The organism is Mesorhizobium sp. B1-1-7, from assembly GCF_006442705.1.
In the GTDB taxonomy this organism is placed as follows: Bacteria; Pseudomonadota; Alphaproteobacteria; order Rhizobiales; family Rhizobiaceae; genus Mesorhizobium; species Mesorhizobium opportunistum.
Genome location: NZ_VFWQ01000015.1, coordinates 99797 through 117906 on the forward strand (window position 1 = coordinate 99797; position 18110 = coordinate 117906).

Annotated in this window: 19 protein-coding genes and 3 pseudogenes; 16 read left to right on the forward strand and 6 right to left on the reverse strand. The window is 62.4% G+C overall.

Annotation, left to right across the window (positions count from 1 at the left end):
• Positions 1-30: 30 nt before the first annotated feature.
• From FJ978_RS24605 to guaA, 4 genes are all read left to right on the forward strand, one after another.
• Positions 31-1320 (forward strand): RsmB/NOP family class I SAM-dependent RNA methyltransferase, encoded by a 1290-nt coding sequence (locus FJ978_RS24605; protein WP_140574668.1) that lies wholly within the window; start codon positions 31-33, stop codon positions 1318-1320.
• 140 nt (positions 1321-1460) lie between these two features.
• The gene (locus tag FJ978_RS24610; RefSeq protein WP_013893903.1) at positions 1461-1919 is read left to right on the forward strand and encodes a PaaI family thioesterase; all 459 of its coding nucleotides are present in this window, start codon (positions 1461-1463) and stop codon (positions 1917-1919) included.
• Entirely contained in the window at positions 1919-2584 is a 666-nt protein-coding gene (locus FJ978_RS24615) for a 5'-methylthioadenosine/S-adenosylhomocysteine nucleosidase (RefSeq protein WP_140574670.1), read from the forward strand. The genes FJ978_RS24610 and FJ978_RS24615 overlap by 1 nt, the downstream gene beginning before the upstream one ends.
• Before the next feature lie 55 nt (positions 2585-2639).
• Positions 2640-4202 carry a glutamine-hydrolyzing GMP synthase gene (gene guaA, locus FJ978_RS24620; RefSeq protein ID WP_140574672.1) on the forward strand — a complete coding sequence of 521 codons (1563 nt, stop codon included), beginning with the start codon at positions 2640-2642 and terminating at the stop codon, positions 4200-4202.
• 20 nt (positions 4203-4222) lie between these two features.
• On the opposite strand, the gene FJ978_RS24625 is transcribed toward guaA, so the two are convergent.
• Complete coding sequence (locus FJ978_RS24625) at positions 4223-4834, reverse strand: TetR/AcrR family transcriptional regulator (RefSeq protein WP_140574674.1); 612 nt, start codon at positions 4832-4834, stop codon at positions 4223-4225.
• Positions 4835-4997: 163 nt separating this feature from the next.
• Between FJ978_RS24625 and FJ978_RS24630 the strand changes: the two genes are divergently transcribed.
• The 11 genes and pseudogenes from FJ978_RS24630 to FJ978_RS24675 all read left to right on the forward strand — a co-directional run bounded on the left by FJ978_RS24630 (position 4998) and on the right by FJ978_RS24675 (position 11475).
• Positions 4998-5927, forward strand: a complete 930-nt coding sequence (locus tag FJ978_RS24630) for an alpha/beta hydrolase (protein ID WP_013897100.1) — start codon at positions 4998-5000, stop codon at positions 5925-5927.
• A 36-nt stretch (positions 5928-5963) separates the two neighbouring features.
• Complete coding sequence (locus FJ978_RS24635) at positions 5964-6398, forward strand: nuclear transport factor 2 family protein (RefSeq protein WP_140574676.1); 435 nt, start codon at positions 5964-5966, stop codon at positions 6396-6398.
• Between the two features lie 35 nt (positions 6399-6433).
• Entirely contained in the window at positions 6434-7222 is a 789-nt protein-coding gene (locus FJ978_RS24640; protein WP_140574678.1) for an enoyl-CoA hydratase/isomerase family protein, read from the forward strand.
• Positions 7223-7315: 93 nt separating this feature from the next.
• Positions 7316-7846 carry a hypothetical protein gene (locus FJ978_RS24645; protein ID WP_013897097.1) on the forward strand — a complete coding sequence of 177 codons (531 nt, stop codon included), beginning with the start codon at positions 7316-7318 and terminating at the stop codon, positions 7844-7846.
• A gap of 6 nt (positions 7847-7852) precedes the next feature.
• A pseudogene (locus tag FJ978_RS24650) lies at positions 7853-8628 on the forward strand (alpha/beta hydrolase).
• Positions 8629-8768: 140 nt separating this feature from the next.
• Positions 8769-9011, forward strand: coding sequence for a hypothetical protein (locus FJ978_RS33295; RefSeq protein WP_245265014.1), 243 nt, complete (start codon positions 8769-8771; stop codon positions 9009-9011).
• Positions 8990-9061 (forward strand): annotated as a pseudogene (locus FJ978_RS33525) (DUF302 domain-containing protein); the annotation flags it as partial. The gene FJ978_RS33295 and the pseudogene FJ978_RS33525, both read left to right, overlap by 22 nt.
• Positions 9062-9274, forward strand: a complete 213-nt coding sequence (locus FJ978_RS33300; protein ID WP_348640329.1) for a hypothetical protein — start codon at positions 9062-9064, stop codon at positions 9272-9274.
• 699 nt (positions 9275-9973) lie between these two features.
• Entirely contained in the window at positions 9974-10177 is a 204-nt protein-coding gene (locus FJ978_RS24660) for a CsbD family protein (protein WP_140574716.1), read from the forward strand.
• Between the two features lie 98 nt (positions 10178-10275).
• A complete protein-coding gene (locus tag FJ978_RS24665) occupies positions 10276-10518 on the forward strand; it encodes a hypothetical protein (protein ID WP_013897094.1) in 243 nt (80 codons plus the stop codon).
• Between the two features lie 648 nt (positions 10519-11166).
• A complete protein-coding gene (locus FJ978_RS24675) occupies positions 11167-11475 on the forward strand; it encodes a hypothetical protein (RefSeq protein ID WP_013897093.1) in 309 nt (102 codons plus the stop codon).
• Positions 11476-11614: 139 nt separating this feature from the next.
• On the opposite strand, the gene FJ978_RS24680 is transcribed toward FJ978_RS24675, so the two are convergent.
• A complete protein-coding gene (locus tag FJ978_RS24680; RefSeq protein ID WP_140574680.1) occupies positions 11615-14323 on the reverse strand; it encodes an autotransporter domain-containing protein in 2709 nt (902 codons plus the stop codon).
• 104 nt (positions 14324-14427) lie between these two features.
• On the opposite strand from FJ978_RS24680, the gene FJ978_RS24685 reads away from it, so the two are divergent.
• Positions 14428-16053, forward strand: coding sequence for a winged helix-turn-helix domain-containing protein (locus FJ978_RS24685; RefSeq protein WP_246678197.1), 1626 nt, complete (start codon positions 14428-14430; stop codon positions 16051-16053).
• 46 nt (positions 16054-16099) lie between these two features.
• Here the strand turns inward: FJ978_RS24685 and FJ978_RS24690 are convergent.
• From FJ978_RS24690 to FJ978_RS24705, 4 genes and pseudogenes are all read right to left on the reverse strand, one after another.
• Positions 16100-16270: pseudogene (locus FJ978_RS24690) on the reverse strand (DUF3363 domain-containing protein); the annotation flags it as partial.
• Positions 16271-16322: 52 nt separating this feature from the next.
• Positions 16323-16961 carry a helix-turn-helix domain-containing protein gene (locus FJ978_RS24695; protein ID WP_140574684.1) on the reverse strand — a complete coding sequence of 213 codons (639 nt, stop codon included), beginning with the start codon at positions 16959-16961 and terminating at the stop codon, positions 16323-16325.
• A gap of 172 nt (positions 16962-17133) precedes the next feature.
• Entirely contained in the window at positions 17134-17583 is a 450-nt protein-coding gene (locus FJ978_RS24700) for a pyridoxamine 5'-phosphate oxidase family protein (protein WP_013897089.1), read from the reverse strand.
• Positions 17584-17671: 88 nt separating this feature from the next.
• A complete protein-coding gene (locus FJ978_RS24705) occupies positions 17672-18106 on the reverse strand; it encodes a DUF2267 domain-containing protein (protein WP_140574686.1) in 435 nt (144 codons plus the stop codon).
• Positions 18107-18110: the final 4 nt, after the last annotated feature.

Genomic DNA, 18110 nt, shown 5'->3' on the forward strand with positions numbered 1-18110 from the left:
GATGCTGTGCTCGATTTGATGGAATGACGAATGCGACTGGGCGGAAGGCTGGCTGCGGCTATCGAAGTGCTGGAAGACATTGGCCGGCGTCACCGGCCGGTGGCCGATGCGTTGAAGGATTGGGGCCTCTCGCACCGTTTCGCCGGCGGCGGCGACCGCGCGGCGATCGGCAACATCGTCTACGACGCGCTGCGCCACAAGCGCTCCGCCGGCTGGTTGCTCGGCGAGGATACGCCGCGCGCCATCGGCTTCGGCGCGCTGCTGCTCGAATGGAGCCAGACGGCGCAATCGCTCAACGGTGCGCTTGATGGTGACAAGTTCGCGCCGCCGCTGCTCGGCGCCAACGAGCTCCAGGCAATCGCCGAACGCCGGCTTGCCGACGCGCCGTCCGCGGTGCGGGCCGACATACCCGACTGGTGCGAACCGCTTTTCGAGCGTGCCTTTGGAGCGAGCTGGGTCGAGGAGGGCGCCGCGCTGGCGACACGTCCTCCGCTCGACATCAGGGTCAACACGCTGCAGGCCGATCGCAACAAGGTGCTGGCGGAACTGGCCGATACCGGCGCCAAGCCTGCCCGCATTGCGCCAAACGGCATCCGCATTGCGCCCATCGATGGCGACGGCAGGCATCCGAACGTGCAGGCAGAGCCGGCCTTCCAGAAGGGCTGGTTCGAGGTCCAGGACGAAGGCTCGCAAATCGCGGCCATGCTGGCCGGTGCCGGGGCCGGCATGCAGGTGCTCGACTTCTGCGCCGGCGCCGGCGGCAAGACACTGGCGCTGTCGGCTCAGATGGGCAATACGGGCCAGATCTTTGCCCATGATGCCGAAAAGGCGCGGCTGGCGCCGATCTTCGACCGCATCCGCCGGTCGGAAAACCGCAATGTGCAGGTGGTCACCAAGCCTGCCGAGCTTGCGCCGCTCTCGGGTCATATGGACGTCGTGCTGGTCGACGCACCGTGCACCGGCAGCGGCACCTGGCGCCGCCGTCCCGACGCCAAATGGCGGCTGACGCAAAGACAGCTCGATGCCCGCAAGGGCGAGCAGTCGGCGATCCTCGATGCCGCCAGCATCTATGTCAAACCCGGGGGCCTGCTGGTCTACATCACCTGCTCGGTATTCCCTGAGGAAAATGGCGAACAGATCGCCGCGTTTCGCGGGCGCAACGGCGGCTTTGTCCCGGTCGATCACCGCGCGCTGTGGGACAGCCATTTCCCGGGGCACGAGGCGGCCGCGCGGATCGGCGCCGGTGGCGATATTTCGCTGTCGCCCGCGCTGAGCGGCACCGATGGTTTTTATGTCTGTGCCATGCGCAGGCCCGGCTGAACCGTATCGGATGGCGCCGAAGCGTGGCGGGTTCGTTTCGCTGTCGCGGGTCAAGCCGATTGCTGCACTGCAGCAAAAGCGTTTGCCTGCCGCCCGTGCCTCTGCAATAAGCTTTTCCGGCAAAAGTGAAGGCAATGGCGATGGCGGCAAAGATCGTACCGGCTCCAGACTATGAGGATCGCGTCAGGGCGTCCTTTGCACGCCAGCAGGCGATGGCGACGATCGGCGCCGAACTGACGCTGGTGACGCCGGGGATCATCGAGATCGAGATGCCCTATTCGGCTGCATTGACCCAGCAGCACGGCTTTCTGCACGCCGGCGTCATTTCGACAGCGCTGGACTCGGCCTGTGGTTATGCCGCCTTCTCGCTGATGCCGGAGAATTCCGGCGTGCTGACCATCGAGTTCAAGGTCAACCTGCTGGCGCCGGGCCGGGGCGAACGATTCCTGTTCCGCGGTTCGGTGACCAAACCCGGCCGCACCATAATCGTCGCCGATGGCCAGGCCTATGCCTTCGCCGTCGACGGCGAGGCCAAGCTGATCGCCACCATGACCGGGACCATGATGACGGTGGTCGGCCGTGACGGGATTGCAGGCTGATGGCCAACGTTGTGCGAATTGGCGGCAAGGACGTCCTGTTCGTCATGGCGGTGCAAGCCGAATACGGTCCGCATCTGCAAAAACTGTTCACGCCGCTGATGACCGGTGTCGGCCCGGTCGAGGCAGGTGTGCGCCTCGGCGCCGAACTCTCCCGGTTGAAGTCTGAAAAAGCCTTGCCGGATCTTGTCGTATCGCTCGGCTCAGCCGGCAGCCGGACCTTGGAACAGACCGAAATCTACCAGGCCGTCTCCGTCAGCTATCGCGACATCGATGCCTCGCCGCTCGGCTTCGAGAAAGGCGCAACGCCGTTCCTCGACCTGCCGGTGAGCGTGCCGCTGCCCTTCAGGATTCCGCAGATAAAGGAAGCCACGCTATCGACCGGCGGCGCCATCATCACCGGCGCGGCCTACGACACGATCATGGCTGACATGGTCGACATGGAGACCTTCGCTTGCCTGCGTGCCTGCCAGCTGTTCGATATTCCGCTGATCGGCCTGCGCGGTATTTCAGATGGAGCAGCCGATCTCAGGCACGTCGGCGACTGGACAGAATATCTGCACATCATCGACGAAAAGCTGGCGGACGCCGTCATTCGCCTCGAACAGGCGATCGGCTCTGGCTTGCTTCGCGTCCAGCCGACCCGTGAAGACCCGAGGCCAGTCTGAAAGTCAGGCACCGCAACCCATTGCGCCGACTCGTTTCTTTCTCTAAACGCTCGCCATGAAAACAGCCAATCATCCCGACACCGTCCTGATTGTCGATTTCGGCAGCCAGTTTACCCAGCTCATCGCCCGCCGCATCCGCGAGGCGGGTGTGTTTTCCGAGATCGTGCCGTTCCAGTCGGCCGAAGCGGCGTTCAAGCGCATCAATCCCAAAGCCGTGATCCTGTCGGGCGGGCCGGCCTCGACGTCGGACATCGGCAGCCCGCGTGCGCCGCAGATCGTCTTCGACGCCGGCGTCCCGGTGCTCGGCATCTGCTACGGCCAGATGGCCATGTGCGTACAGATGGGCGGTGTCGCTGAAAGCTCCAACCATCGCGAATTCGGCCGCGCCTTCGTCGAGATCGAGAAGGACAGCCCGCTGTTCGAGGGCCTGTGGGCGACCGGCCAGCGCCATCAGGTCTGGATGAGCCATGGCGACCGCGTCATCGCCCTGCCGCCGGGCTTCGAGGTGTTCGGCAAGTCCGAGAGCTCGCCCTTTGCCATTTTCGGCAATGTCGAGCGCCGTATGTACGGCATCATGTTCCATCCCGAGGTGGTCCACACGCCTGATGGAGCCAGGCTGCTCAGGAACTTCGTCCACAACATCGCCGGCATCGAGGGCGACTGGACGATGCGCGCCTATCGCGAACATGCTGTCGAGACGATCCGCAAGCAGGTCGGCAAGGGCAAGGTGATCTGCGCCCTGTCGGGTGGCGTGGACTCCTCCGTCGCCGCACTTTTGATCCACGAGGCGGTCGGCGACCAGCTCACCTGCATCCTCGTCGACCACGGCCTGATGCGCAAGGACGAGGCAGCGGGCGTGGTGACGATGTTCCGCCAGCACTACAATCTGCCGCTGATCCTGGTCGATGCCTCGGAAAAATTCATCTCGGCGCTGGAAGGGGAGGTGGATCCGGAAAAGAAGCGCAAGACCATCGGCCGTCTGTTCATCGAAGTCTTCGAGGAAGAAGCCAAGAAGCTCGGCGGCGCCGATTTCCTGGCGCAAGGCACGCTCTACCCCGACGTCATCGAGAGCGTCTCCTTCACCGGCGGCCCGTCGGTGACCATCAAGTCGCACCACAATGTCGGCGGCCTGCCCGAGCGGATGAACATGCAACTGGTCGAGCCGCTGCGCGAACTGTTCAAGGACGAGGTGAGGGCGCTCGGCAAGGAGCTTGGCCTGCCCGAAAGCTTCATCGGCCGCCACCCGTTCCCCGGCCCGGGCCTCGCCATCCGCTGCCCCGGCGGCATCACGCGGGAAAAGCTGGAGATCCTGCGCGAGGCCGACGCCATCTACCTCGACGAGATCCGCAAGGCCGGCCTCTACGACGCCATCTGGCAGGCCTTCGCCGTGCTGCTGCCGGTGCAGACCGTCGGCGTGATGGGCGACGGCCGCACCTACGAGTTCGTCTGCGCGCTGCGCGCCGTCACGTCGGTCGACGGCATGACAGCCGATTTCTACCACTACGACATGGCCTTCCTCGGCGCCGCCGCCACCCGCATCATCAACGAGGTCCGCGGCATCAACCGCGTCGTCTACGACGTCACCTCGAAGCCGCCCGGGACAATCGAGTGGGAGTGAGGGGGAGTAGTGTGGAATGCTTATACAAGTATCTTGCCGAATACGACTTCCTTAAACTCTAATAGAGGACCGTCGCTCTTTTCGGCGCGCATCCGCAATAGAGTTCCCTCCCAACTATTTAATATGAAGCGGGCCAGCGACGATGCAGTGAATTGACGATCGATCGCTCCCTGGTCCTGTGCTTCCGAAATACAATCTTCAATTACGCGGCTCCAGGCATCGAAGTGCTTGGCCAAGTGCTCGCGTATCAATGAGCTGTGATCCGCAGCCTCGGCGCTGAAATTGCCCATCAAGCAGCCACGGACATAGTTCGAGGCCCTGAAGCTCTCGATCCTGTCGTCAAAAAAGGCCTCCAACCGGGCGAGTGGCGCGATCTTCGGATTACATAGGAACTCGCGCAGCCTGATCTGGCCGCGCTCAGAATATCCATCGATCACTTCGGCCCCAAACGCCTCCTTGCTGGCAAAGTAGGTGTAGAACGATCCTTTGGGCGTGCCGGCTCCCTCGACAATGCTCTGAATGCCAGTCGCGGCATATCCTTCAGCGTGAATCATCCGGATGCCGGCCGCGACGAGATTGTGTCGGGTGTCAGGCTTCGGCTTCGGGCCTCGACGGGCTGGATGAGATTTCATGAAAAACCCTCTTGACTAATTACAGACGACCGGTCATCTGGTGTTATCGCCGTTCAAACGACGCATGTCAACAGGGACGTTCCTGCCGTGCGCCAAGGCATGCGGCGAGGTTGAGAACGCGAGTATTGCGCCGATGACGAAAGCTGCCGTCGGGAGACCGAACATGGTTCGCAAAATTGACGTGACGGTGCCTGCGGAAGGTGGAATCGACCTCGGTGCTTGGCTGTTCGTGCCCGAAGGCGTCGGCGCTCGCCCGGCCATTACGATGGCCCACGGCTTTGCCGGGACCAGGGGGCACGGCATCGAGCGGTTCGCCCAAGCCTTTGCCGCGGCAGGATTTGTCGTTCTAGTCCACGACCATCGCAATTTCGGGACGAGTGGGGGAGATCTTCGAGGGGATATCGATCCCTGGCGGCAGGTCGCGGACTGGCGTCGCGCAATCTCCTATCTCGAGGCGCGGCCGGAAGTCGATCCAACGCGCATCGGCTTGTGGGGCACGAGCTACGCTGGCGGACACGCTCTTGTGTTGGGCGCCACAGATCGACGTCTGCGCTGCGTCGTTGCGCAAGTTCCGACGATCAGCGGCTATGAGCAGGGATTGCGGCGAATCTCGCCCGACGCTCTGCCAACTTTGGAGCATGCCTTCGACGACGATGAGCGAGCGCAGTTGCGGGGGGAGCCGCCTCGCCGGCAGGCTGTCGTGAGCGCCGATCCTTCGGTACCCGCCGCTTACCGGTCTCAGGACGCCATTGATTTTTATCTTCAGTCTCTTCCTGCGGACCTCTGGGAAAACGAAATCACTCTCCGCTCGACACGGGCAGCGCGCATGTACGAACCCGGCAATTGGATTGCCCGCGTTTCGCCAACGCCGTTGCTGATGATTGTCGCACGCGATGACCGGATCACTGTGGCAGATCTGGCGCTTGCTGCTTACGAGCGCGCGCAGGAACCCAAACAGCTCGCCTTGATGGCGGGCGGCCATTTCGACCCTTATCTGGACCAGTTTTCGCTCGCCGAAGGCGCGGCAACTGAGTGGTTTTGCGAGCATCTCGGCGACCCGCTTCGACGCTCCAGCGTCGTTCACCGGTCGTAGCAATCCATGTCAATCGAAAATGAGGCGAGTGAGATCATGACAAATGCCAAGTATTCCACTGCGGTCAGTGCGGGAGACGTCGAGGAGATTCGCGCCCTGTTCTTGCGCCAAGCCGCGGGCGAAACCGCCCATGATATCGAGGTGATCGACGCTGTGCTTGCGCACGCGCTGCCGGGACAGCCGGATCCCGTGAACTTCGTAGCCCGCGCCTATCGGTTCTGGGGGCGCGAGGCGGTCATCGAACACTTCCGTACCATCTTCACCGGAACGTGGCGCTTCGAACCGGACGAGGAAGCGATCCGGATCATACCCCTCGGCCCTGACGCGGCGCACATCTATGCGCCGACGCGCGTCACCGCGGGTCCGGCTGGCCAGGAGGCGGCGACCTACACGTTTCTCGTCAATGAGTTCGCGATCCGCACCCCCGAAGGCTGGCGCATCTCGGCCATCGTTCCCGTCCCGGCGCAGTGAGTGGCATCACCGATAGCAAGCATGAGGCGCTCACTATGACCCATCTGACCTGCACCATCGACCATCATGTCGCAATCATCACACTCAACAACGCTCCGCAGAACCGCATCGGAGACCAGATGGTCGAGGAGCTCGCTGCCGCGATGGCGCGTATCGCAAGCAGCGAAGCCAGGGCTGTACTGCTGTGCGCCGCGGGGCCCGACTTCAGCTTTGGCGGCGACATCTTATCCTGGCCGGAGCGCAGCCGCTCGGAGCTCCGGGCGACCTTCGAGCGCTACATGGACGTATTCAACCAGTTCGAACGTCTGCCGTTGCCCGTCGTGGCGGCCGTGCAGGGACTTTGCTTCGGAGGCGGGCTTGAGCTCGCCTTGCGCGCCGACATGATATTCGCGTCGAGCTCGGCCCGGTTCGGCCATCCTGAGCAGACGCTAGGCATCGTGACTTTGCTTGGTGGTATCTACCGCGTTGCCGAACGGGCGGGTCGTGCGCGCGCATCGGAATGGGCACTGACGTCCGAGCAGATCTCCGCCGCAGCCATGGAGCACGCCGGCGTCGTCAACAAAGTTTTTCCTGACGCGGACCTGCTCGCGGAGTCGCGCGCCTTCGTGGAAAAGCTCGCGATGGGGCCGACTCGCGCCTACGCGGCGCACAAGGTGTTGCTGCGCGCCTGGGCGAATGGCGGGGTCGCCGCGGCCGACGAAATCATGTTCGACATAGCAATGCCTGTTTTCGACTCGCGAGACGCGACCGGCGGCATCGTCTCGGCCGTGGATGCGATGAAAGCCGGGAGGCCGCGACCCTCCTTTCCTTTCGACGGCCAGTAGAGACGTTCGCCGTAGCGAGCGAACCTTGCCGGCGATCGCCGTAGGTACGCTCCATCAGCGAACTGACTGTGAATCACACAAGGGATTACTGAAATGCGCAAGACGCTCTTAGCCGCTGTCGGTCTGATAGCCCTCGCCAGTGAATCTGTCTCCGCCGCACCGGCCGATTATAAAGATCCTCTCGACCCATCGACCCTGGCGGTCATCGGGTCACAGTTCGCCAAGGTCATGGAGTTAGCCAATCGGCATGATGTCGCGGCCTTGCACGGAATGTTCTGGCAATCGCCGTCGGCCCTTATTGTCGCAAAGAGCGCAAATCCATCGTCAGAAGGGAACTGGGCAGGCTTTTGGGGCAACGAGGCAATCGATCAAAAACTCCGCGCTATCGCCGCATCCGGGCCGGTCGTGCTTCAGCCAGATTTTTCAAGACTCAAGGTCGTTGGCCTGACGCAAGACGTTGCGGAATCCTATGCGCCGATAACCATTACGGTTTCATATGCGGGTCAGGACGGCACGCCGAAGCCGTTTCTGATGATCATGAACTGGATAAAGGTCGGAACGGATTGGAGGATCGCCTCCGAAGTGATCCTGCCGGTCCCACCGACGCCTGCCGTGAAGGAGTGACCGGCGATGATGAACAGGCGAACCTTCTCCGCCACCCTGGTTGCCGGCGCTGCCGCCTCGCTGGTAGCCACCCGCGGCCTCGCCGCAATCCCCGTTCCGACGAAAGCACGCAACGTCGTTCTCCTGCATGGACTGTTCGCCGATGGCTCATGCTGGTCCGAGGTGATCGCGCGTTTACAGGGGGCTGGCTCAATGCCACTGCCGTGCAAAATCCCCTGACGACGCTGCCTGAAGCAGTCGCATCAGCGCAGCGCGTGCTGGATCGGCAGGACGGCCCGACCGTGCGCGTTGGGCATTCTTTCTCCGGAATGATCGTCACGGAGGCTGGCGTTCATCCCAACGTCTCGGCGCTTGTCTATGTGGCGGCGCGGGCGCCGGACACAGGTGAGGACTATACGGCTCTGGCAAAGACTTTTCCGACGCCTCCGGCATCCGCAGGGATCGTTTATGATGGTGATGAGGGTCGCCTCAGCGAAGCGGCGTTCCTGCGTGATTTCGCGGGCGATCTGCCGAAGGAAAAGGCCAGGATCCTCTATGCTGTCCAGGAGCCGTTCCAGAAGGCCCTGCTGACGGGAAAGACCTCGCACGCGGCCTGGCGGTCGAAGCCGAGTTTCTATGCCGTTTCGACGGAAGATCGAACGATCAACCCCGATCTCGAACGCTTCATGGCCAAGCGCATGGGCGCCAAGACCATCGAAGTGAAAGCAAGCCACCTTTCACTGATCTCTCATCCGGGCGACATCGCCCAGCTCATTCTGGAAGCGGCAGGACAACCCGGATAACCGGGCGGTGCGAGAGACATCTCCGCCCAGGCGATGATCGCGGGTTCGCCTTCCATTGATCGGCGAGGCCGCTCGGGAGAAACGATCTGGCTCGGCACATGTCGAGCAAGCTTCAAAACAATGTGAAAGTGGAGTCTACAATGACCGAAAACCTCAGCACCGAAGTTACGATACCTGTGAAACATCTGAAGGTCGTGGTGAACCGACCATTCGACCAAGTGCGCGATGCGTTTCAAGCGGCTTTGCCGCAGCTCGACGACACCGGACAGGCGCTGCTGCACGCCGGTGATATCGATCGTGCGCGCGCGGCCCTCGAAGCACTCCCCGAGCTCTCGATTTTCCAAAGCCGAATCATGGGGATGTGCTGCAAATCGCCGGATTAACGCGCAAAGCGCTCCAGTACGACATCGGCAATCCGAATACGGCGTCGAAGATGACCAGGCATCAACTCGCGGCCGCGCAATATGCGCCGTTTCGCGTCGTACTCTACGAAGTCGTACTCTACGAAGATGCCGAGGGCCGCGCCGTCTTCGAGTACGACAAGCCCTCCTCACTCTTTGGCCAGTTCGGCGATCCTGCGGTGACGGCAATTGCCGAAGGCCTCGATCGCGCTATCGAGCGGGCCATCGCCCAGGCTGTCGGCTGAAACGGCGCCAGGGCAGCGGCGAGGCAGCCCTGGCCTGCTCTAGCCACCAGAGCAAAATCCAGCCCACTGGCGATCTCCGATCGGCGTGCCTAAACTAGATAGCGTCGTGACAGGCATGACGGTACTTTTCCCCTGCTAGCGGAGCGGCAAGCTTTAAAATCAACACCGTAAGATGTTGACGGCCCGTGGGCCGGCTTTCGGCGCCGAAGAAAAGAAAAAATCTAGATAGATCAATTATATAACTGGATTTTAAACAATCGAGTAGGAATGATTCAGACCCACTCAAACGCCGCCGAAAATACGTCAGTGTGCGACGTAACACGCTGAAAGCAAAAATAGATCCCTCCAGGGACAATCAGCGACAATCGGGACGCAGAGATTGGCTCTGATGGACCGCTTGACGGACCTCCCACATACCATGACGACCGCAGTGCTGGCCTCTCATAGGCCAAGCTGCGGTTTCCCATCGTTACCCCCGTTCCCCATGGCAATTCTTCCATTCAGCCGGAACAAGCCCCTTCGTTTCCATTAGGCGCGGTGGAGGAGTTTTCCATGGCAAGAATGCTTTCTGACCGCAAAGGGCGATATGACTTTGTGTCAACCGATCTGGCGTCGGGCAGGGCGCTGGCTGTTCCAGGAACATACTTGCCTGGATTGCGTTTCCTATTCCGGACCTTCGAAAACAGGGAGACCGGTGTCATGGACTGGAACCGCGTGGAAGGAAACTGGAAACAGGTGAAAGGCGAGGTCAAGCAGCAGTGGGGTAAACTCACCGACGATGACCTTGACCGCATCGCCGGCAAACGCGATCAGCTCGAAGGCAAGATCCAGGAGCGATACGGCATCGAGAAGGATCGTGTGCGGCGCGATGTCGATGATTGGTACAGCCGACAAGGTTGGTAGGCGTCAGGCCCTGTGCGCCGGCGGTCGCCGCCCCTTTGTGGCGCTCCAGGTGGAACAATATACCGACATCGAAATTCTCCTATCAAAGGAGGCGAGTGATGGAACTCATTGATACTCGGGTGCTCCACCAAGCAGGAGCCGACTGGGTCGAATTCCATGGAGAAGGCGGCGAGTCCGTCAGAGTGACGCTTGCCGCCGGCGACAGGAACCGGACAGACGACGAAATCATAAATGCCGCCAAAGCCGTGCTGGTGCAGGTCGCGACATTCGGCATGGCGGACGAAGAAGCGAATGCCCGCGCGCCACAGACTCCGGCATTCACCGTTGCCAGGCAGAACTGACATGGACCTGTTTAGACGTGTTGTTGAATTCCTCGGAAGGACGCGGTCGCCTCAAGCCTCCGGTGACATGCTCACACAGACGGGGGCTGGCCCAGCTGTTGCGGCTCACTCAAAGGATGCGGCCTCGAACACCCCGACAGGCCACAATCCGCTGGCCACGGCAAAGAAAGCACGGGTCGAAAGACGGCGACACGGGCTGCTGGACGTTGATTGACACCGCGTCGGGCACAAGCCCGAGGCGTATCTTAGGCGGAATTCGTAGCAAGGAATCGTGCAGTGGCAGAAAATCTTTCGCGAGAGAAGGAGCAACAAGGTACCAGGAGGTTAATGATGTGGGCGGTCGCGGCTGTGGCCGTGATCTTTATAGTTCTGCTCGCTCTCTTCGTGTTCGGCCCTTGGGCATAATCCTCATCGTGACTTGGCTGCCGTCCTTCGATCCTGCGTAATTCCCGTTGATGACGAAAACGGGACTGTCGAACATCCACTCGTCCTCCAATCCGAAACAGCTCCAGGTTGCGTAAGCCGGCGCCGAGCGACTGCCGGAGGAGTTTCAAAGGCCATGATTAACAACTCAACGATCGACGGAACATATGTTGAGACCGCTGGTTTGGTAACTGCAATGCAACCTCATCAAAAAGGATGTTCGCTATGTTTGCCAAACTTCTTTCTGCATCAGTGCTGACCCTGGCGTTGGCCACATCGGCCATGGCACAATCAAATGGATCCGGTACCAACAGCGGTACCGGCTCGAACAACGGTACCGGCGCCGCGTCCGGAACCAGCGGCGGAACCACCGGCTCTGGCACGCCCGTGAACCCTTCCGATCCCAGCACCACAAATTCCACAACCCAATCGAACGGCATGACCGACCGCTGTAAGGATGCCGCGGGCAACGACACCGACAACAACACCGCCTCCGGCACGACGACATCGGATATGCAGAACTGCAACAAATGAGCGGGTGCACCAGAGCGCTGCCGGACGCTGCTCCTTTCCACGCGTCGGCAATGATCCGGCGGCGTTTTTGCGGATGCAATAGCGGCAGACGCCGATGAGCCGGATCGGCTCCGTCTCTTTTCGTTCACGCCGCTCCCCATCAGAATTTGACGTTGAAGTTGAAGCGCGCCGACTGATCGGAGATTCCCGAGCCGAACTGGCCGCCATAGGAAACGCCGAGGGTGGCATTGGGCGTGATCGCATAATCGAGACCGGCTTCGATCACCGCGGCATCCCGGGCGATCGGGATCCCGCCGATGTTGAAGGCATTGCCGCCGCCAGCAAAGCGCATGGTCGAGGTCGGCGCCATGTCCCCGAAGGCATGGCGCCAGCCGGCCATGCCCTTGGCGGTGAGCGTGGTCCCGCCGATGTCGAAGGTCGTCGATGCTCGAAGGCCGAGTGTCGCGAAGGTCGAGTCGGTGTTGGCCGAGGCGCCGGTCAGCGCCGCTGCGCCGCCCTGCTCGGTGAAACCATCGGTGCGGAGGTTCACGTAGGCAAGGTTGGCAAAGGGCTCGAACCGGGCGCCGCCCGCCCTGAAGCCATAGGCGAGTTCGCCGAACATCTGCGCCGTCGCGGCGTTGTAGTCGCCCTTTAGACTGTCGCCGAAGCCGGGGAACGTCACGCTCCGGCTGGTCGAAACGTCATGCCAGGTGTAGGCAGCACCCGTTCGGAACGCGACATCACCCCAGGCGGTGCCACCGTAGAGTCCGACATAGTAGTTGTCGCTCGAACCTGAGGAGTGGCGATCCTTCACGTCGAAGGAGGTCTGGCTGTAGCCGGCAACCGCGCCGAAGCGCCAGGTGTCGAACACCGGCGCATCGGCGCCGAAGAAGAAGCCGCCGATCTTGCGGTTCAGATGGGCGGCGTTGCCGTCACTACTCGTATGGCCCCACGAGCCGAAGCCCTGGCCCCAGACCGCGAAACGGTCGGTGTTCGCCTTGACCGTCACAGGCTTTCCGCCGTCATAGGTCGAGACCGTGCCCGATGCGCCGGCGGCATCGAAGGCCGCGCGGATACGGTCGTTGACGGCGTTGCGGATGAAGCGGCTGTCCTCGATCAGCGCGGTCCTGGCCGAGCCATGGATCTCCCCCGAGAGCTGGTCGAAGGCATATCGCGCCTGCGGAGCCGACAGGTTCACGACCGCGCCATAGAGCGGGTTGCCCCAGCCGAGGCTCTCGACGCCGCCGCCGGTGGCCCTCTGGTTCGCAGTCAGGCCGACGCCCGCGAAGTCGATATTGTTGCGAGCCATCGTCAGGTAGACATTGTTGGCGTCGTAGCTGAGCGAGGGATCGAGGAAGGCCAGGTCCGAAGTCGCCCCGGTGAAAGTGCCGGTTCTCCCGCCGCTCGCGGTCACGATCGTATACTGGGTTTGCGGTGCGTAGCTGCCCGCCCCCGCCAGCACCGTCACCGTGCCGCCGTTGATCGCGGCGGCACCGGTCGCGATGATCCTGTCGGATTGCCCTCCCGCATCGACCTCGACCTCATAGATCGAGCCGGTGTTGAAGGTGATGTTGCCGGCGATATCGATTGTTCCGATCGAATTGCCGGGCGCTACCGTGCCGGAGACGGTTGTATCACCTACCGTGCCGGTGCCCTGGAGGCGACCAGCCGAGAGGACATCCAGCATGCCGCCGAGCGAACCGTTCACCGCCAGCGTCCCGCCGGCAATCGTCGTTGTGCCGGTGAAACCGGAGGAATCGCCTGTCAGGTTGAGCAAGGCCGTGCCAGTCTTGTTGAAGCCGCCATCGCCCGACAGCACGCCGGCATAGGTCGCGTTGGCGGACTGGTCGAAGGTGAACGACGCGCCCGAGGCAATGGCCGCATCGCCGCCGAAGCGCTCGGCCGAGGAGGCCAGCCCGCCGGCCTCGATCGCCCAGTCGAGCGACGACAGGCCGGTCAGCGTCAGCACGCCCGTGCCGCGTTTGATCATCGCGCCGCTTGTGCCGTTGAGCGCGGCGATGTCGCCAGAAAAGTTCGCATTGCCTGCCTGGTCGAAGACCAGCGTTCCGGCATTGCCGATATTGCCTGAGATCGAGGCGGCATTGCCGATCAGCGTGCCTGCCGCGACAAACGTGTTGCCGTAGGCATTGGCGCCGTTGTCGAGCCGCAATGTGCCGCTGCCCTGCTTGATCAGGTCGCCGCTGCTCGAGACCACGCCCATCAGCCCGAGTTCGGTGCCGGCCGCGACATCGAAGCGGCCGGCCTGCGTCAACGACACCGCGCGCGCGGTGTCGAAGCTCGCCGTGGTCGAGAGGGTGCCGCCCGCGAAGATCAGGCCGCCCGTGGCTGCGCCCAGATTGGCGTCGCCCGACACCGACAGCGTGCCGCCCGAGATCGTGGTGCCGCCGGTATAGGTGTTGGTTCCGGTCAGGGTCAGCGTGCCGGCGCCGGCCTTGGTGAGCGAGGCGCCGCTCCAGTCGGTCGCAAGGTTCGCCGCCTGATCGGCCAGCACCGTCCCGACCGTGAAGCTGTCGGTAGCGTTGGTCAGCGTGAAGGTGCCATTGGCGAGATTGTTGCCGGCGTTCCAGGTCAGGCCATAGCTTGCGAGATATTGCAGATTGTCGGCCGATTTGCGGGTGGAGACGGTGAGGTAGTCCACCGTGCCGCCGAAGCCGCCCACGTTGATGCTGGCGAAGTCGCCGCTGATGCCGGATGCGGTATCGATCAGCACCATGTCGAGCTGGCTCGCATCGGTGATGCCGCTGATGTTGAAGGTGACGCCGTTGCCGATCGTGATGCTGTCGGCGGTAAGCCCGGGGCTGCTCGCGCCGGCGGCGATGGACAGGGCAGTGCTGTCGCCGAAGGTCACATTTTGCGCGACGTTCAGTGTTGTCGGCGCCTGGATCGCCAGCGTGCCTCCGGTGACGTTGATGCTGCCGGCCAGATTGGTGATGCCGCCCGATATGCTTTGAATTGGATCGGCAGCGGGCCGAACTGCGCGGGCCGGAGGGCGCCGTCATCAGAATCCGGCTGAGAAGCCTCGAACTGCTGAAGGTCTTCGCCACCAATCCGGGGCGGGTTCTCAGCAAGCAGGAACTGATGGAGGCCGTCTGGCCGGATATCCATGTCGGCGAGAACAGCCTGTTCCAGTCCATCCGCGAGCTTCGCACCGCTTTGGGTGACGAGCAGCGGCAGGTCATCAAGCTGATGTCCGGCCGGGGCTATCTGTTCGCAGCCGCGGTGTCGGGTGGGGCGGAAATGGATGCCCCCGGCCCCGCGCACACGGCAATCGGAACCGAAACGGAGAACGAACCAGCGCCGGGCCGGCGCGATTCCGGCATGCCGCGCCGCGCCGCGCTCGTTGCGATGGCGGGGCTCGGCGTAACGGCTCTGGTGGCGGCGATGTGGCGCCCCCGGCTCTTCACGGGCTCGCCCGTGACCGTCTCGGTGATGCTCATGGCGGCGGCGACCGATGATCCGCTGGCTGCCCGGATGGCTGCGGATGTCACCCGCGACCTGACCGACGGGCTGGCGAAGATCGAGACGATTCGCGTGATGCTTCCGTCCGGCGTCGCACAGAGCGCCGATTATGTCCTCAGCAGTGAGCTGGAGAAGACCGAAACCACGTGGAATTTGCGCGCGCGCATGACCGAACCGGCAACCAGTGCGGTCATGTGGACGACGTCGCTGTCCATCGATCGGACCGGCGCCGATGCGCAACTTCAGCAGACCCGCCTGACCGCCGGCATGGGCCACCCGCTGGCGCTGCGCATCAACGCGCTGCTGAAAGCAGGTGAGCACGCGGCCGAAGGCTCGCCGACCGGCACCGCCAAGGTCGCCATCGAACAGGCGACGGCCTCAATCAACCACACGACGCTGGAACGCTTTCGCGCCGCGCTGGCGATCCTGGAGAAAGCTCTTGCCGACGATCCCGACAACGTCGACCTGCAGGTTGCGCTGGCGGCGTTTCAACTGCGCGGGGTTCAGATGGCCTGGTTCCCCGCCGCCGAGCGCGAGACGGTCGAGAATAGCGTCGGCGCAATCATGGCACGCGCGTTGCGCGCACGGCCCGATTACATCCCGGTGCTGGAAACGCAGTGCCGGTTTCTGTCGGCGACCAATCAGTTCGTCGAAAGCCTGGTGGCATGCGGCAAGGCGCTCGCCCATGATCCATGGGACGGGATCGCGCTATACCTCGTCGGACTGTCCCAGGTTTTCCTGGGCCGCTTCGACGACGCGCTGGCCTCGTTCAAGCAGGCGGATGGGTTCGATACGCCCCGCGTAGCGCGCTGGACATGGGCGCTCGGCGTAGGCTGGACGTACCTTTTGATGGGTCGCGCGGAAGAAGCCTTGCCCTGGCTGCAACGATCGATCGCCATCACGCCGGGCACCGGACGCACGCATATGGCTCTGGCGGCGGCCTATCAGCAATTGGGCCGAGCCGACGACGCCAGGGCCACCATGGTGGCGGCCATGGAACTGTGGCCCGGCTCGACCGCGCGCAACGCGCCGCCGCCCACCAAAAATTGCAGTGCGATTTATCTGAAGGCGTACGAACGGGTTTTGCGGCTGATGGTGGCCGCCGGGTTGCCGGAATGACCAAGCGCCACGGGCTAAATACCGAGCCCCTCTGCCGCCCCAACTGCTACGACACCGAGCCACCCTGCACGATGCCGCTGACTTCGGTGCGGAGCTGGCGGTCGATGACCTGCCGCCACGGCATGAGGGTGAACTCGTGCGCCTGCTCGAGCACGGCGAACTTGCCGCTCGATAGCTGAACGGTCCCGGTGAGTTTGCTGCTGACGGTCTCGCCATCGAAATCGAGGTGGCACGATGGTTCTGGTGTTCTGCCCAGCAGTTTTCGCGCGTCATCCACCCATTTCCAGCAGCATGTTCTGCTTCAGTATTTCGATGCTCCGCAAGCCGAGCAGGCGAATGACGCTTTTGTCCTTCAAGCGGGTGAAGACCCGCGACACCGTCTCGATGGTGAGGCCGAGATAGTCGCCGATATCCAGTCGCGACATCGGCAACTCGATTTGACGCAGGCCACCGTGACGTTCCGCCATGTCGACCAGGAATGCTGCGACGCGTTCGATGGCATTCTGGCGGCCGAGGACGAGCAGATGCTCCTGGGCCCTGATCAAACCCTTGAGTGCAAGCGGCAGCAACTGACTGGACATATCTGCTGTTGAGGCGATCCGGAAGACGCGAATGCCGGTCGCACCGATTGCCTCGGCGAAGAAATGGTGTGTGGCATCGGCCTCGAAGCCGAAGGTTTCTCCGGCCAAATGAAAGGCGCTGATCTGCCGGCGGCCGTCAGCCAGCAGCCGGTATACACGAACGGCGCCGAATTCGACCTGGTAAAGAGGCCCGGCCTTTTCGCCTTGGGCGTAGATCTCTGTGCCGGCGGGGAAGAAGCTGACCGGCTGTGCCATGGCCCCATCGAGAAGCGAGAACGGGCTCGGCTGCGATGGCAATTCAATCTTGGCGATTTGTTGTGCGTACATGGCTGTGTTCCCGATTGATCCGCGACGACAGCAATCGCGCGATTCCGGGCCCGCCGAAATTCGGTTATGTCCCTAAGGAAAACTACTTAGGTATTCGCCGGGATGTCAGGGCCATTGGACGCGTGCGGCCTGATAGTGTGCCGTTGCGCTCGATGGACAACGCCCCAGCACACTAGCTGTCCATGGCCTCGCGCCCCGAAACCGTGGCGACCAAAATGCGGAAGAAGACGTGTGGAAGGTCGGTCGCAACCTCGGACTTCTCAGGTTTGAGAGCGCCAGGCTCCCACCAATCGGCGTGCTTGCTCAGCAGCGCCCAGGCATGATCGCGCTGCACCTTGTGCCCAATCCGGTCGGGCAATTCCTCGTAACGACCATCGGCGACAATGCTCCTCCAGCCTCGCCCTTCGCCGTGTTCGTCAATCTGAACAGACACCAGTGGATTGGCTCGCATCCATTCGATTTTCTTGCCCGGCATGGAGAACGCGTAAAGATGAGCATCCGAATAAGCGTAATGGAGGGGAACGACATAGGGCTGACCGTCCTTCGCGCATGCAAGACGGGCCACGCGGTTGGCGCCCAACAATCTGGTACATTCCAGGACGGAAAGTGTGCGGATCAGCATCGATGCGATCTCCTGTTCTTGTCTGCTTTTGCATCAGAGCCAGCGATGTGCCGGCCGGTCTCTTACGGCCCGGCGGTCGCGGAATTGGTCAGTCCGCTGGCCACAGCTGACGAAGCGACTTCTTCATGGATGCCCTTACCTGCACGATCTCGCCGTGCGATATATGTCGATCGAGCAGCATGAAAACCGCGTTGACCGCTACATCGAAATCCACATCTTCATCATATCCGAAGTTGTTGCGGACACTGAGAACAAAGTCGCGCTTCTTACGACCATGGACTGCGGCCGATGGCTTCCAGCCTTCGAAGTACATGCCGCGAACCAAGACAGGCAACTGTGCTGAAAGATCAGCCATTTCCGCTTCGGACAGCCAGTCCCGCAGCGTGTGCAGAACGCATCGCAACAGTCGGCAAGCACTTGGTTCGCTCCAGCGGAGATCCCTGGCAAGCTCCTTTACCCACTGTTGAGCCTGCTGGGCGGCGTGGTTCAAATCGCCAAAAGACGTCTGGGACATGTGGCTCATGGTC